Below are 14,888 nucleotides of genomic sequence, written 5' to 3'. Positions count from 1 at the left end.
CGGCGACCAGGATCATCTTGGCCGGCAGCCGGCCGAGCAGACTGCGAGGAAAGGCTAGCCGGTCAAACTTGTGCGAAAATGAAGGTTGTTGGACCGCGCCAGGGCAACAGCGCGGTCCAACCAGTCCCGCCTGATGCCGATGACCGGCGGCACGGCGGAAGCGAAGATCTCGCTTACTCCTGGAACAATCTGAGGATGTTTTCGGAGTTGGTATTGGCGATCGACAGCGACTGGATGCCGAGCTGCTGCTGGGTCTGCAGCGCCTTCAGGCGCGTCGACTCCTCGTTCATGTCGGCGTCCACGAGTCGGCCGACACCCTTGTCGATCACATCCATGAGGTTGGCGACGAAGTTTTCCTGCATCTCGATGCGGCTGGTGATCGCGCCGAGCGTCGCGGCGGAATCGGTCAGCTGGCTGATGAGCTCGTCGACGACGCTGATCATGTCGTCCAACTCGTTATCGGTAGTCGTTTCGGAAAGCGCGATTTCCGTTCCGGTCGGCGGGCTGCCGGCGTCGATCAGGTAATATTCGCGCGCCGTTCCCGTCGGGCTAGAGGCAAGCGCATCCGCATCCACCGCCATCGTCAGCAAGCCGGCGCTTGCATCCTGGACGTCGACGAGAATTGAGCCCGAGGTGTCGTAATCAAGCGTCGTAACCGAGACACTGCCATCCGCGCTGCGATTGAAGGAGGCGACGATGGATTTCGTGCCAACCGCCGTAGCCGCGTCGTTGTAGAGCCAGTTCTCACCCGAGAAGGATGCCGACTGGGCGGCCGAGACCAGCTGGTCCTTGAGTTGCGAGATCTCCTTGTCGATCTTGCTTTTGTCGACGCCGGGTTCGCGTGCCGCGACCAGCTTCGCCTTGACCTCGCTCATCAGCTCGATGACGGTGTCCAAGGCCGCATAGGCAGTATCGACCTTGGCCGCGCCCAGGCCAAGCGCGTCCTGGACCGTCGAAAGCGCCGCATTGTCCGACCGCATCGTGGTCGCGATCGACCAATAGGCAGCGTTGTCGGCGGCGGTCTCGACGCGATAGCCGGAGGACACGCGGCTTTGGGTCTCGTCCAGGTTTCTGTTGATCGAACGCAAGGTCTGCAATGCCGCCATGGCGGCAGCGTTGGTCATGATGCTGGTCATTGGCTATCGCCCCTGTCGATGGGAGATCGAAGACATTCCGGGTGTGACCGGCAGGGATGGTGCGGCATCATGCGCGCTGCCACCGTTTTGCCCTGGGTGACAGACCATCGTGTTTAACAAAGCGTTAATGGGAAATGGTTAACAAATGGTTAACGCGGTTAACCGCTTGTTAAGGCGGGTGAAGAAAGGGTTACTTCACCGTTCGAGTACCGGGGACATCGACAACGACAAAAGGCCGCGCAATAGTGGCGCGGCCTTGCGAAGATAGTGTGCTTGGAGCCTCAGAAGGCTGTGGACAGATCCTACTGGCGGAAGAGCTGGAGGATGTTTTCCGAGTTGGTATTGGCGATCGACAGCGACTGGACGGCGAGCTGCTGCTGCGTCTGCAGGGCCTTCAGGCGAGTCGATTCCTCGTTCATGTCGGCATCGACGAGGCGTCCGATGCCCGAGTCGATCGAGTCGGTCAGGGCCGCGACGAACTCCTCCTGAAGGCCGATGCGCATGGAGATCGAGCCGAGTTCCGAGGCCGCGCTGGTCATCGCCTGGAGGCCATCTTCGACGAGCGTCAGAGCTTCGGCCATTTCGGCGGTGTCGAAGCCGGTGATATCGAGAGCATAAATAGAGACGCCGATCGTCGCACCACCGGTGGTGCCGAGAATGCCGTTGGTGTCCACGATGGCGCCGGCGCCATCACCGCCGAAGAGCAGATTGCCCGTCGCCGTATCGTCGAGTGTATAGGCTGTGGTCTTCACCGAAACGGTACCATCGGAGGCGCGCACGAAGCCCGAGACCACGCTCTTGACGGCCGCGTCGCCGGCAACCCAGTTTTCGCCGCTGAAGGAGGCAGACTCAGCGATCGACATCAGTTGCTCCTGCAACTGGTCGATTTCTTCCTGGATCTTCGTCTTGTCGACACCTTCTTCGGTGGCGGCGACGATTTTCGACTTGATTTCCTTGACGACTTCGATGGCGCTTTCCATCGCGGCATAGGAGGTATCGACCTTGGCAGCCCCAAGTCCGAGCGCGTCCTGGACGGCGGAAAGCGCCATGTTATCGGAACGCATGGTGGTGGCAATTGACCAGTATGCGGCATTGTCGGCTGCCTCGCCGACGCGCAACCCTGATGAAACCCGGCCCTGCGTCGTCTCCATATTGTCGTCGATCGCGCGGAGGGTCTGAAGTGCGGCCATCGCCGCCGTGTTCGTCAGGATGCTGGTCATTGTCTGCTCGCCCCTCGAATGGCATTAGAATGAATTGAGCATTCCGGATTGCCGCCGGGACGAATGATCGGCTTCATGCCTGTTAACCCGCTGGTCACCTTGGTTAACTCATTGTTTCGGTGCGGCCAGCTAACGGGAACATGGTTAACAAACTCTAAAGGCGAGTTAACAAAATTAACAAAACCTAACAATTTCCTTGCGCTGGAGCCCAAATGCGCGAAAGCCGCGCCTTTCGCAAGGCGCGGCTTTCTGAAGTGGCTCGACCTATGAGGGAACGAGTGATCCCTGGTCCGGTTCCGTCGATTAACGGAAGAGCTGGAGAACGTTCTCCGAGTTGCTGTTGGCGATCGACAGCGACTGAACGGCGAGCTGCTGCTGCGTCTGCAGGGCCTTGAGGCGGGTCGATTCCTCGTTCATGTCGGCATCGACGAGGCGGCCAACGCCGGAGTCGATCGAGTCGGACAGCTTCGCGACAAAATCTTCCTGCAAGCCGATGCGCATGGAGATCGAGCCGAGCTCAGCAGCAGCGCTGGTCATGGCCGAGAGTGCATCGTCCACATCCGACAGCACGTCATTCATGTCCGCCGTCGCCAGAGCGCTGATATCCAGCGAGTAGACAGCGTAGCCGCCGGCGGAAGCGCCGGCGGTACCCAGGATGCCGGTTGCCGTATCGAGAGCACCCGTGCCGTCGTCGCTGAACAGCAGGTTGCCGCCGGTGACGCCATCGACAAGCGCATAGCTCGTCGTCTTGACGGAGACGGTGCTGTCGGAGGCACGGACGAAGCCGGACACGACGGTCACAGTGTTGCCGGCGACGCCGCCGATCCAGTTCTCACCGCTGAATGAAGCGGATTCGGCGATCGACAGCAGCTGTTCCTGAAGCTGATCGATCTCTTCCTGGACCTTGGCCTTGTCGACGCCTTCTTCAGTTGCGGTCACGACCTTGGCCTTGATTTCCTTCACGACTTCGATGGCGGATTCCATACCGGCATAGGCGGTGTCGACCTTGGCGGCGCCGAGGCCGAGGGCGTCCTGGACGGCGGAGAGCGCCATGTTGTCGGAGCGCATCGTGGTCGCGATCGACCAGTAGGCAGCGTTGTCCGAAGCCTCGCCGACGCGCAGGCCGGAAGAGACGCGGCCCTGGGTCGTTTCCATGTTGTTGCCGATGCTCCGCAGCGTTTCAAGTGCGGACATGGCTGCGATGTTGGTAAGAATGCTTGTCATTTCTGAGTGCCCCTTAGTGGCTGATTAAGAAGGGACATTCCGGAGTACGCCGGCAAGCGACGGTCAGCATCATGCCTGCTAACCAATTAATTTTGTTGGTTAACCCGCCGTTTCGATGGTGCTAGGAAACAGCAAGATGGTTAAGGAATGCTGAAGTGGAATAAAAAATACGAAAAAGCCGCGACCGGCTTCGGTCGCGGCTCTTTTCCAGCGTTGCGGCACGGTCAGCCCCCGTGCCGGTTCGCCGATTAGCGGAAGAGCGACAGGATGTTCTGCGAGTCGGAGTTGGCGATCGACAGGGCCTGGATCGCAAGCTGCTGCTGCGTCTGCAGGGCCTTCAGGCGGGTCGACTCCTCGTTCATGTCGGCGTCGACAAGGCGGCCGATACCGTTTTCGATCGAGTCGCTGAGTTCGGAAACGAAGTCAGCCTGCAGATCGATGCGGGTCGACATCGAACCGAGCGAAGAGGCAGCGCTGGTCATCGCGGTGAGCGCGTCTTCGACGTCGGAGAGCGCTTCTCCGAGCGCGGTCGCGTCCATTGCAGAGATATCGAGGCCGTAGACATTGTTGCCGTTGGTGCCGTCGGTGCCGAGGATGCCGGTCGCGGTGTCGAGACCACCGGCGCCATCGTCGGCGAAGAGGAGCGTACCGTCAGCCGCATCAGTAAGGGCATAGCTGGACGTCTTGATCGAGACGGTGCCGTCCGAAGCGCGGACAAAGCCGGTGACGACGGTCTTGGTCGCTGCCTCGCCGGCAATCCAGTTTTCGCCGTTGAACGAGGCCGATTCCGCAATGCTCAGGAGCTGGTCCTGAAGCTGGTCGATTTCTTCCTGGACCTTTGCGCCGTCGACACCTTCTTCCGTTGCGGCGACGATCTTCGCCTTGATTTCCTTGACGACATCGATGGCCGCTTCCATACCGGCGTAAGCGGTATCGACCTTGGCGGCGCCCATGCCGAGCGCGTCGGTGACCGACGAAAGAGCTGCGTTGTCAGAACGCATGGTGGTCGCGATCGACCAGTAAGCGGCGTTGTCAGAAGCAGAGCCGACGCGCATGCCCGTGGAAATGCGGTTCTGCGTGTCTTCCATGCTGGAAGAAATGGAACGCAGGGTCTGGAGAGCGGCGGTTGCCGAGCTGTTGGTGAGAATGCTTGCCATAATCGTTGTCCCTTTTACGAAATACTTTTGGGGGGACATACCGGGCTGAAGAGGTTACCGGTCACGACGATCCGGCATCATGCCACTCGGTTCCGCTCAGCTCGTGAAGGACACCAAACCCGTCGTGTGAGGACGAAATTCGCAGCCATTTCTTGCCAACACCTTAATCGGCGAGGCACCCCGAAGGCGACGCTAGAACGTAGTGAATCGCGCGTGAAATCCTATACTTAACGGACTGTTGCGGGGTCCCGGAAATGTCTTAACGAGGGACGCCGAGGCGGGCTCAGGTGAAGGAGCGCACCAGGCTGCCGACGAGCAGGTTCCAGCCGTCGATCAGCACGAAGAACAGGATCTTGAAGGGCAGCGAGATCGAGGTCGGCGGCAGCATCATCATGCCCATCGCCATGGTGATGGTGGAGACGATGAGATCGATGACCAGGAAAGGCAGCATGATCAGAAAGCCGATCTCGAAGCCGCGGCGGATCTCCGAGATCATGAAGGCTGGCACGACGGCGCGCAGATCCACCTTGTCGTCGACGACGACCGTCTGGCCCTTTTCTCGGGCGATGTCGATGAAGAGCTGCAGGTCCTTGTCGCGGGTGTTGGCGAGCATGAACTCGCGGAACGGTTCCGACACCCGCGTCAGCGCCTCGGTCTCGGAGATCTCGTTCTTCAGGAGCGGATCGATGCCGTCGCGCCAGGCGCGGTCGAAGGTCGGCGCCATGACGTAGAAGGTCATGAACAGCGCCAGCGACACCATGATCATGTTCGACGGCGTGGTCGCAAGCCCCATGCCGGAGCGCAGGATCGCAAAGGCGATGACGAAGCGTGGAAAGCTCGTCACCATGATCAGGATACCCGGTGCGACCGAAAGGACGGTCAGGAGCCCGAAGGTGCGGATGATCCAGGAGGCGACCGAACCGTCGACCGGCGTGTTCAGAATATCGGCGGGAAAGCTCTGGGCCCCGGCAATTCCCGACATCGCCATCATGGCGATTATAAAGGCAGTAGTCCGGAGCATCAGCGAATCATTGGATGACGAAGGTTCGGAACATCACATTGGTTACGCGCCCGTCGGAGCGCAGGTCAACCCGTTCCCGGATGTCATCCCGGAGATATTGAAAGCCGCGCGGCCCCTGAATTTGCTGCAGCGACAGGGTCTTCAGATAGGCCGCGATGTCCTGGTGGATTTCTTCGGCGAGCGCGACGTCGGGCGCGCCCTTGAACTGCAGCGCGACCTCGATGCGGACCCAGTTTTCGGCCGGGTAGGCAAGGTTGGTGGTGATCGGCTCGAGTTGGACGATGCCGTTGGCTTCGGTGGCGATCTTCGGAAGACCCTCCTCGCCGGTGGCGTGCTCAGGCAGTTCGGCGGCAGCCTCCGGCTTCTTCGCCGGTGGCGGGGCCAGAAGGGCGCCGACGAACCAGCCGCCGCCGCCGGCAACGAGCGTCAGCACGGCGATCGCGGCAATGGTCATGACCAGCGACGGGGATTTCGGTTCTTTAGTGTCGGTTTCTTCCATCGTGCCGCTCCGTTCCGGTACTGGATGTCACCCGATCAGATCGGCGAGACGAGATCCACGACCTGTTGGCCCCATGGCGGCTGCTGCACTTCCATCAGCCGGCCGCGGCCGCCATAGGAGATGCGGGCCTCGGCAATGCGGTCATAGGAGATGATATTGTCCGCATCGACATCCCGCGGCCGGACGATGCCGGCGACGTTGAGGATGCGCAATTCGTGGTTGACGCGCACTTCCTGCGAACCGCTGATCAGCAGGTTGCCGTTTTCAAGCACCCCGGTGACCACGGCCGCGACGAGCAGCCGGAGCTTTTCGGAGCGCTCGGTCTTGCCGTCCCCTTCGGTCTTGGTGTTCGATCCGTATTTGAGATTGCCGGACCATTCGAAGTCGCTGGTCTGCGATTCGCCAGCGGCGCCGAGATTGAAGCCGCTGGAATTGGTGCGGCTGCGGTCTGTCTCGTTGTTGAAGGACGCCCTGTCGTCGATCTGGATGTCGACGGTCAAAATATCGCCGACATTGATGGCGCGGGCGTCCTTGAAGAGAGCGGCCTGCTGGTCGTTCCACAGCGAATAGCCGGCGGTCATCTGATGCGGCTGCTTCGGATAACTGGCGAGCTGCGGCGTCTGGGTGTATTGCAGGCCGCTGCCGATCGGGCTCATCGACGGCGCCTGGCCGATCTCCTTGAACGCCTGATTCTGACATCCTGCAAGGAGGCTTGCGGCCAGAAGGGCCGTCAGTTGCAGTCTCATGATGGCTCCTTCGAGGTGTTCGGGTCGCTGGCGCTGGAAATGATGTTGGTGAGCACCGCGGCCTTTTCGTCGCTCATCTCGCTGAGGATCAGCGAGGACTGGCGCGCCGGCAGCTTCATGACGATCGCAGCGGCGATCTCTGGGCGCACCATCTCGAGCTTGCCGGCGGCCGCATCGGGCTTCATCGTCTTGTAGATATCGACGAGCCCGAGTTCCGCCTGCTTCAGAAAATCGTTGCGGCGTTTCAGCCAGTCCTCGTATTCGGCCCGGCGCTTTTCCAGCGCCGCGATGCGTTCGTCGACACTCGCCTGCAAGGTTTCAAGGTCCTTGCGCTGCAGCAGATAGCGCTGGTCCCGCGCCGCGTCGGCGATATTGGTGCAGAACTGCTGGATTTCGTTCGTTGCACCGTTTTCGACCGGCGGCGCGGTGACGTCCTGTGCGAAGGCGCCCGGCATTGTCAGCATCAGCGTAGCCGCGGCCGCGGCCACGAGCGTACGGCGAGATGTGCCGAGAAGATGGGAGAGAGTTCCGGTCATTGCAGCACAAGCTCCGCCTGTAGGGCTCCCGCCGTCTTTATGCTCTGCAGGATCGCGATGATTCCGTCCGGCTTGACGCCGATGCTGTTGAGGCCCGCGACGAGCAAGCGAAGGCTCGACCCGTTGAGGATCGCGACGGTGCCGCCGTCCGCCTGCGCCTCGATCGTGGTATTCGGCTCGACCGCCGTCTCGCCGCGCGAGAAGGGCGCCGGCTGCACCACCGTCGGCGTTTCGGTCACCTGCACCGTCAGCGTGCCGTAGCTGACCGCGACTTCGTTGACGCGTACATCCTGGCCGATGACGATCGTGCCGGTCCGTTCGTTGATGACGACGCGCGCGGGCACGTCCGTTTCGACGACGAGATTCTCGATATCGGCCATCAACCGGGCGAGATCGGCCATTTTCGGCTTCTGGACGAGGACTGACTGGGAATCCATGGCTTCGGCGATGCGGCCGCCGAACTGCGCGGCGGCAAACTTGTTGATCGCCGCTGCCATGCCGACGGCGGTGGAAAAGTCCGGGTTGCGCAATTGCAGCACCAGGTTGAAGCCGTCCTTGAATTTCGACGGCAGCTCGCGCTCGATGATCGCGCCGTTCGGAACGCGGCCGGCCGTGGTCACGCCCTGCGACAGAGCGGCCGCGTCGCCCTGGGCACTGAAGCCGGTGACCACGATCGAGCCCTGGGCCACCGCATAGATCTGTCCGTCGGCGCCGGAGAGCGACGTCATGACCAGCGTGCCGCCGCGCAGCGACGTCGCGTCGCCAAGCGAACCGACGGTGACGTCGACGCGGCTGCCGGGACTAGCGAAGGGCGGCAGCGTCGCGGTAACGAGGACCGCTGCGACGTTGCGCGTCCGAGACTCGCCGCCCTGGGTCGAGATGCCGAGATTTTGCAGCATGGCGCGGATCGACTGGTCGGTGAACGGCGAGGAGCGCAGGCTGTCGCCGGATCCCTGCAGCCCGACCACCAAGCCATAACCGATCAGCTGGTTGTCCCGACCGGCCTGCAGCGAGGCCACGTCCTTGATGCGCGACGCGGCATAGGCGGGCGTCAATGTCGCCGCGAACAGCAAGGACACGGTCAGCAACCACTTACAAATGCGCACCATCATTTCGCCACCACATGGATCGTGCCGTCGGCCATCACCGTCCCGGACACGATGACACCGCTATCGATGTTGCGCGCGCGGATCAGTTCGCCGATCGCTGCGTCTTCAAGCGGCGAGCCGGCGGCGGTGATCGTCAGCCCGCCCTTGTTGAAGATCAGCCGAACCGTCGAGCCGCGCTCGACCGCGTATCGGTCGCGTAGCGCCGAGGTGAGGATCACCCGTCCCGGCAGAAGCGTGCGCTTCGTCACCTTTCCCTCGACCTCTTCAAGCGACCCGACATAGCCGTCGGTGATATCCGGATTGGTCACGTCGACCACTTCCAGCATGCTCGCCTCGATGGTTTCGCCGGGATAGATGGTCTGCTTCGGGATGACGGCGGTCGGCTGCTGTGCGGCAGCGAGCCCCGGCGACAGCAGCGCGGCGGCGATCGCCGCAGATGCGAGCGATCGCATGAAGCGCGCTTTGCGGCTCTCGACTGCTACCCTTGCGGCGGATCGGCGAAACATCATGTTTGCCCCTTTTTCCGTTACCTGAGGTTCTTGCTCACCGTGGCGGCCATTTCGTCCGCGGCCTGGATGACCTTGGAGTTCATTTCGTAGGCGCGCTGGGCCGAGATCAGGTCGGTGATTTCCTTGACCGGATCGACGTTGGACGATTCCAGATAGCCCTGCTTGACCTGCGCGAAGCCGGGATCGGCCGGCGTGCCGACGATCGGCTCGCCGGATGCCGCGGTCTGCTTGAAGAGGTTTTCGCCCTGCGGCTCCAGTCCGGCTTCGTTGACGAAATTGGCGATCGTCAGCTGGCCGATTTCCTGGGTCTCGGTCGCGTCGCCAATTCTGACGAGGACCTGGCCGGACGCGGAAACGGTGATCTCGGTCGCGTCCTGCGGCACGGTGATACCGGGAACCACCGTATAGCCGTCGATGGTGACGAGTTGGCCGGTCGCGTTGGTGTTGAAGGCGCCCGAGCGGGTATAGACCGTTTCGCCGTTGGGCGTTTCGACCTGGAACCAGCCGCGGCCGACAAGCGCAAGGTCGAGGTCGTTGCTGGTGTTGACGAGGCTGCCCTGGACATGGAGGTTGCGGACGGCGGCCGTCTGCACGCCGAGGCCGACGATCGCGCCTTCCGGCACGATTGCTTGGTTCGAGCGGTTCGGCACGCCTTGGGCGCGCTCCGTCTGGTAGAGCAGGTCCGAAAATTCCGCGCGCGCCCGCTTATAACCGGTCGTGTTGATATTGGCGATGTTGTTGGCGATGACTTCGAGATTCAGCTGCTGGGCATTCATGCCCGTGGCGGCGATGGAAAGGGCCTTCATGTCACGTTCCTTCAGATCTGCATGCGGGCGATTTCGAGATAGGCGGTGACGACCTTGTCGCGGACGGCGATGGCGGTCTGCAGCGACTGTTCCGCACTCATCACCGCATCGACGACCTCACGCGTGTTCGCCTCGCCGCGGATCGCCTGAAGCGACGCTCCTTCGGCCGATTTCATCGAGCGGATGGCATCCGTGGTCATGGTGCCGAGGACTTCGGCGAAGCTCTGCGATTGCGGGGCGGAAGCTGCGGCGCCCGGCAGGGAAAGCGCGGTCGAGCCGGTCAGGCTGGTGCCCTCGGTCTCCTTCAGGTTCGAAAACGCGCCGACGGACTGAATTGCATCGATCATTATTGCGAAGCCCTCAACAGGTCGATTGTCTGGGAGATGAGATCGCGGGACTGCTTGATGGTCTGCAGGTTGGCCTCGTAGGCGCGATTGGCTTCGCGCATGTCCGCCATCTCGATCAGGACGTTGACATTCGGCATTTTCACCATGCCCTTCTCATCGGCCGCCGGATTGCCGGGATCGAACTCGATGCTGAAATCCGAATCGTCGGTGCCGAGGCGCTGGATCTCGACGAGCGACGCGCCGCTCGCCCGGTCGACTTCCGCCGCAAAGGAAATCGTCTTGCGGCGATAGGGATCGGCGCCGGGCACGTCGCCGGTGGAGCGGGCATTGGCGATGTTTTCGGAAACGACACGCAGGCGCGTCGATTCCGCCTGCAGGCCCGAAGCCGAAACCTTGAGTGCCGAGGTCAAAGGATCCATGGATGTTACTTCCGTACGGTCATGAGCATCATCCGGTGAAAGGATTTCACCAGCCCGGAATTGAGTTCGTAGTCGCGCTTGATTTCGCCCGTTTTCATCATTTCCTGCTCGATCGCGACGGTATTGCCGGACTGCTGCACGGCGACATCGTCGATCATGCTGACCTCGGTCACCTGCGCGGCATCGGGGCTCTCGGTGAAATGGGCGCGATGGGTCGCCGCCATCTGGATGCCGGTATTCTGGAGCACGGTTTCGAAAGGCTGGACGTCCTTGGCCTGGTAATGCGGCGTATTGGCATTGGCGATGTTGCCGGCAACGACATTCTGGCGGACCGTCAACCATTGGGCCTGGCGCGACGCGAGTTCGAAAAGTTGAATCGGATCCATCGAATACTCCTCATGAGATGAGGAGGACCCTAGGCGGGTAATCTTGCGTGGGACTTGTCGGGAACCTGGGACGAGGAACCAAATGCGACGAATTCACGGCGGGGCCTTTTTGGCGGCGAAGCGCTGTCTCGCCGAATTCTGCCGTATGCGGCAGCTCCGAGCCGAGGTGCAACGCAGCGCTCTACCTCGACTCGAAGACCTCGCCCTTGGAGGTGATCATCACCCAGCGGCCGTTCCGCTCTTCGAAGGTGGCAAGCCGGCTGTTGTCCGGCAGGACCGAACCGACCCGGACGATATACATGCCGGTGGCGTCCTCGATGAGCGCTCTTCCATTGGCGACGTGCATCAGCTTGAAGCCAGACGGCTCGGGAAAGGGCTGTTCCAGGCCGGCTTCCGGCTCATGTGCGGCCGCCGCCGGTTGATGCTCCAGCCCGGGTACAGTCGCCGTCGTCAGCCGGTCGATCGCCGCGGCGGTCTCCTTGTCCATGTCGGTCATCGCCAGCGGCGAAACCGATACAACGCCGCGGCCGGGGCGCTCCGGCAGATCCCGCGTCGTTCCCTGCCAGAGCGGCGGGATCGAGAACTGATCCTGGTGCAGGAAGGCGTACCAGGGGAAGAAGGTCGCAAAGGCGGCCATGGCCAACCCGATCGCGCCGAGAACCTTGTCGGTCAACGGCATCTTGGCGTCGCGCCGGCGCTGATGGACGATTTCGTCCGCTTCGTTGTCGGTCATTGCTATCCCTTCGCCCGGATGCCTGAGGCGGGCTGGCTGCCCATGGCGGCTGCCTTCAGCGCATTGGCAAGGTCGGTGAAGGCGTCGGCGGCGGACCGCTCGCCGGGCGTCTGCTTGAGGACGTCATAGATGACGGGAACCTGTTTGATCGCCATGTCGAGGTCGGGGTCGCCGCCGGCGCGGTAGCCGCCGATCAGGCGCAGGTCGCGGGTCTCCTCGAAGCGATGAATGAGGGACTTCAGCCGCGCGACGAGCTTTTCCTGATCCGGCGTCCAGGCTTTTCTTGCCAGGCGCGAGATCGAGGCCAGCGGATCGATCGGCGGATAGCGCCCTTCCTCGGCGAGGCTGCGGTCGAGGACGATGTGACCGTCGAGAATGCCGCGGGCCGAATCGGCAACCGGATCATTGTGATTGTCGCCGTCGACCAGGATCGAGATGATCGCGGTAATCGTGCCGGCGCCTTCTGCACCGGGGCCGGCACGCTCGAGCAGGCGCGGCAATTCGGTGAAGACCGAAGCCGGATAGCCGCGGGCGATCGGCGGCTCGCCGGCGGCCGTCGCCACCTCGCGGATCGCATGCGCGAAGCGCGTCACGCTGTCGACGATCAGGAGAACGTTGTCGCCCTTGTCGCGGTAGTGCTCGGCGATCGTCACCGCCGTCAGCGGCGCCATTTTCCTCAGCATCGGGCTCTCGTCGCTGGTGGCGACGACGGCAACCGACTTGGCGAGATTGTCGCCGAGCGTATCCTCGATGAATTCGCGCACTTCACGGCCGCGTTCGCCGACCAGCGCAATCACCACCTTGTCGAAGGCGTCGGCGCGCGCCAGCATCGAAAGCAGCGTCGACTTGCCGACGCCGGAGCCGGCGAAGATGCCGAGGCGCTGGCCGAGGCAGAGCGGCGAGAAGATGTCGACGGCGCGCACACCGGTCTTGAACCCCTGTTCGACCCGCCTGCGGGTCATCGACGGCGGCGCGGTATTGGAGATCGAACGGCGAATATCGCCCTGCATCAGCGGGCCCAGACAATCGATCGGCTCGGCCAGCGCATTGATCGTACGGCCGCACCAATTGTCGGTCGGCGCGATGCGGAAAGCGCCTTTGCGGATGACGGTATCGTGGATGCCGATCGGATCGCCGGGCTCGATCGGGCAGACGACGACCCGCTCCGGTTCGACGCGCACGACTTCGCCGAGATGGGTGCCGGTCGCGCTCTTATGCGCCACGAAATCCCCGAGCCGCACATGCCGGGAAAGACCGCTGACGGTATAATGCCCCGGCGAGATCGTCTGGACATGGCCGCCGGGAGCGATCGAAAAATCGGGCTTGGCATAGCGCTCGACGAGGCCGGCAAGCGCCGCCAACGAGGTCGAAGCCGGAATGATGTCAGAGCCTTGTCTTTCCATGCAGATTCCCGTTGCGATCGGCCCGGCCCGGCTGTCTCGCCGGGAGCCGCTTCACACTTTCCTTCGTTCGCCTAGCGCTCGCCGCCCAGCGTCTTGATCGCCTCTTCAAGCGACCCTTCGCTGTCGCGCATCAGGGCCGTGACATTGTCGAAGGCGCGGGTCACCATGATGAGCTGCGTCATTTCCTGGACGGCATTGACGTTCGATTCTTCGAGGAAGCCCTGCATCACGCCGACATCGAAGCGGTCGACGACGGGCTGCGCTTGAGCGGCCGGCATCACAGCGCTGTTGTCATAGCGGACGAAGCCGCTGGAGAAATCCGCCTCGTAGAGGCCAAGCAGCGCGACCTGGGCGCCGTTCTGGTGGATAGCCCCGTCGGCACCGACGGTGATCTCGCCCGCTCCGCCGTTCAATTGGATCGGCGCACCGCCCGCATCAAGCACCGGATATCCCTTGAGGGTCACCAGTTCGCCCGTTTCCGTCAGCGTGAAGCGGCCGTCGCGGGTCAGCGCCGGGCCGCCGGGCGTGTCGATGTTGAACCAGGCGTTCCCCTTTATGGCGAAGTCGAGCGCAGAACCGGTCCGCGCCAGGGCGCCGTTGCTGGTGCTCAGATATTCCTCGCCTTCGGACACGTAGGAAACGCGGGTCGGCTTCGTATCGCCGAGCACCTGGTCGAACTTCACTTCCGTGGAACGGAAGCCGACCGTGTTGGCATTTGCGATATTGTCTGCAAGCGTGTTCAAGCGCTTCTCAAGCGCCATCTGCGATGAAAGCGCCACATAGAGGCCGGTCTGCACGTCAGTGTCCCCCGAGTTTCAGATTGTTGATGGAGAGGAGCAGGTCGGGGGAAATTCCGTAGCCGCTCGAAGAACCGAAAACCGCAAGGGGATCGTAGCCGTCGGAAGAATTGCTGATCTCCCAAAGGGCGGTGAAGCGATCGATGAAGGCCGCGAGCTTCACCGGATCCTGGAAATCCTTGAGGTCGATTGCTTCCTCATAAGCTTCTGCCTGCCGATCGACGTCGGCCGCGGCAAATTCTTCGGGAAGCTGCAGCGCCGTCCGCACCACCTTTGCCAGCGCCTCGTCGGCAATGATCTCGTAACCGCTGGTGAGCAATGGCGCCGTGCGCTCGAAATAGAGCGCCAGCCTGACACCGGTATTCTCCTCGCCGGCATTCTGCTCCAGCGTCTGGCGCGTGTATTTGTCGACGACGCCCTTCTGCGCGCGTTCGAAGGAGGTGGCCGTCTCGCTATGCCGGGCGAAATTGAGCGATTCGACCAAGGCCTTGTAGCGACTGTCCGCCAGCTTGTTGGCAAAGGCGTCCTCGCTGTCGACACCCTCCGTCAGCACCTTGCGCATGAAGGCCTTGGCGTAGGCCATGTCCTCCAGCCCGTGCGCTTTCATCGCATAGTCATAGAGCCGGCTGTCGGCAAAGAACTCGTCGAGCGTTTTGATGCTGCCGATCCTGGAAAGGTAGTATTCCGTCTCGCGGGCCACCTGCGGCTCCTCGGAGACGCGCTCCAGCGAGCTCGTAAGGTCGGCGGTTATCAGCTTGTAGCTCGTATAGGTCGTGGTCACGATCGCTCGCCTGTCCGGAATGGGGGCCCGGCGCGATGGCCCGACCTTGCCGAATCCTG

Annotated in this window: 18 protein-coding genes; all 18 read right to left on the bottom strand. The window is 62.4% G+C overall.

Going from position 1 to position 14,888, the window contains the following annotated elements:
* Positions 1–173 precede the first annotated feature (173 nt).
* Positions 174–1,136, bottom strand: a complete 963-nt coding sequence (locus NXT3_RS03360) for a flagellin N-terminal helical domain-containing protein (protein ID WP_037423923.1) — start codon at positions 1,134–1,136, stop codon at positions 174–176.
* 302 nt (positions 1,137–1,438) lie between these two features.
* Complete coding sequence (locus NXT3_RS03355) at positions 1,439–2,356, bottom strand: flagellin N-terminal helical domain-containing protein (protein ID WP_037423920.1); 918 nt, start codon at positions 2,354–2,356, stop codon at positions 1,439–1,441.
* 303 nt (positions 2,357–2,659) lie between these two features.
* Entirely contained in the window at positions 2,660–3,580 is a 921-nt protein-coding gene (locus tag NXT3_RS03350; protein ID WP_037423917.1) for a flagellin N-terminal helical domain-containing protein, read from the bottom strand.
* A gap of 248 nt (positions 3,581–3,828) precedes the next feature.
* Entirely contained in the window at positions 3,829–4,737 is a 909-nt protein-coding gene (locus NXT3_RS03345; protein ID WP_014761109.1) for a flagellin N-terminal helical domain-containing protein, read from the bottom strand.
* 283 nt (positions 4,738–5,020) lie between these two features.
* Positions 5,021–5,758, bottom strand: coding sequence for a flagellar type III secretion system pore protein FliP (gene fliP, locus NXT3_RS03340; RefSeq protein WP_097527274.1), 738 nt, complete (start codon positions 5,756–5,758; stop codon positions 5,021–5,023).
* A gap of 7 nt (positions 5,759–5,765) precedes the next feature.
* Complete coding sequence (locus tag NXT3_RS03335) at positions 5,766–6,257, bottom strand: flagellar basal body-associated FliL family protein (protein ID WP_037423911.1); 492 nt, start codon at positions 6,255–6,257, stop codon at positions 5,766–5,768.
* Between the two features lie 35 nt (positions 6,258–6,292).
* Positions 6,293–7,003 (bottom strand): flagellar basal body L-ring protein FlgH, encoded by a 711-nt coding sequence (gene flgH / locus NXT3_RS03330; protein ID WP_097527275.1) that lies wholly within the window; start codon positions 7,001–7,003, stop codon positions 6,293–6,295.
* Complete coding sequence (locus NXT3_RS03325; RefSeq protein WP_037423907.1) at positions 7,000–7,539, bottom strand: MotE family protein; 540 nt, start codon at positions 7,537–7,539, stop codon at positions 7,000–7,002. The genes flgH and NXT3_RS03325 overlap by 4 nt, the downstream gene beginning before the upstream one ends.
* On the bottom strand, positions 7,536–8,651 hold the full coding sequence (locus NXT3_RS03320; RefSeq protein WP_097527276.1) for a flagellar basal body P-ring protein FlgI: 1,116 nt from the start codon (positions 8,649–8,651) through the stop codon (positions 7,536–7,538). The genes NXT3_RS03325 and NXT3_RS03320 overlap by 4 nt, the downstream gene beginning before the upstream one ends.
* A complete protein-coding gene (gene flgA / locus NXT3_RS03315; protein WP_083854238.1) occupies positions 8,648–9,157 on the bottom strand; it encodes a flagellar basal body P-ring formation chaperone FlgA in 510 nt (169 codons plus the stop codon). The genes NXT3_RS03320 and flgA overlap by 4 nt, the downstream gene beginning before the upstream one ends.
* Before the next feature lie 17 nt (positions 9,158–9,174).
* Positions 9,175–9,963, bottom strand: a complete 789-nt coding sequence (gene flgG / locus NXT3_RS03310) for a flagellar basal-body rod protein FlgG (protein WP_014761102.1) — start codon at positions 9,961–9,963, stop codon at positions 9,175–9,177.
* Between the two features lie 11 nt (positions 9,964–9,974).
* Positions 9,975–10,310, bottom strand: coding sequence for a flagellar hook-basal body complex protein FliE (locus NXT3_RS03305; protein WP_037423901.1), 336 nt, complete (start codon positions 10,308–10,310; stop codon positions 9,975–9,977).
* Complete coding sequence (gene flgC, locus NXT3_RS03300; RefSeq protein WP_037423898.1) at positions 10,310–10,729, bottom strand: flagellar basal body rod protein FlgC; 420 nt, start codon at positions 10,727–10,729, stop codon at positions 10,310–10,312. The genes NXT3_RS03305 and flgC overlap by 1 nt, the downstream gene beginning before the upstream one ends.
* A 5-nt stretch (positions 10,730–10,734) precedes the next feature.
* The gene (gene flgB, locus NXT3_RS03295; RefSeq protein ID WP_037378607.1) at positions 10,735–11,115 is read right to left on the bottom strand and encodes a flagellar basal body rod protein FlgB; all 381 of its coding nucleotides are present in this window, start codon (positions 11,113–11,115) and stop codon (positions 10,735–10,737) included.
* Between the two features lie 181 nt (positions 11,116–11,296).
* Entirely contained in the window at positions 11,297–11,848 is a 552-nt protein-coding gene (locus NXT3_RS03290) for a flagellar protein (protein ID WP_097527277.1), read from the bottom strand.
* A gap of 2 nt (positions 11,849–11,850) precedes the next feature.
* Entirely contained in the window at positions 11,851–13,251 is a 1,401-nt protein-coding gene (gene fliI, locus NXT3_RS03285) for a flagellar protein export ATPase FliI (RefSeq protein WP_097527278.1), read from the bottom strand.
* Positions 13,252–13,322: 71 nt separating this feature from the next.
* On the bottom strand, positions 13,323–14,048 hold the full coding sequence (flgF, locus tag NXT3_RS03280) for a flagellar basal-body rod protein FlgF (RefSeq protein ID WP_037423892.1): 726 nt from the start codon (positions 14,046–14,048) through the stop codon (positions 13,323–13,325).
* 1 nt (position 14,049) lies between these two features.
* A complete protein-coding gene (locus NXT3_RS03275; protein ID WP_097527297.1) occupies positions 14,050–14,829 on the bottom strand; it encodes a DUF1217 domain-containing protein in 780 nt (259 codons plus the stop codon).
* Positions 14,830–14,888 lie beyond the last annotated feature (59 nt).

Origin of the sequence: Sinorhizobium fredii (assembly GCF_002944405.1) — a bacterium.
Classification (GTDB): Bacteria; Pseudomonadota; Alphaproteobacteria; order Rhizobiales; family Rhizobiaceae; genus Sinorhizobium; species Sinorhizobium fredii_C.
This window is presented reverse-complemented; position numbering and strand designations above follow the sequence as displayed.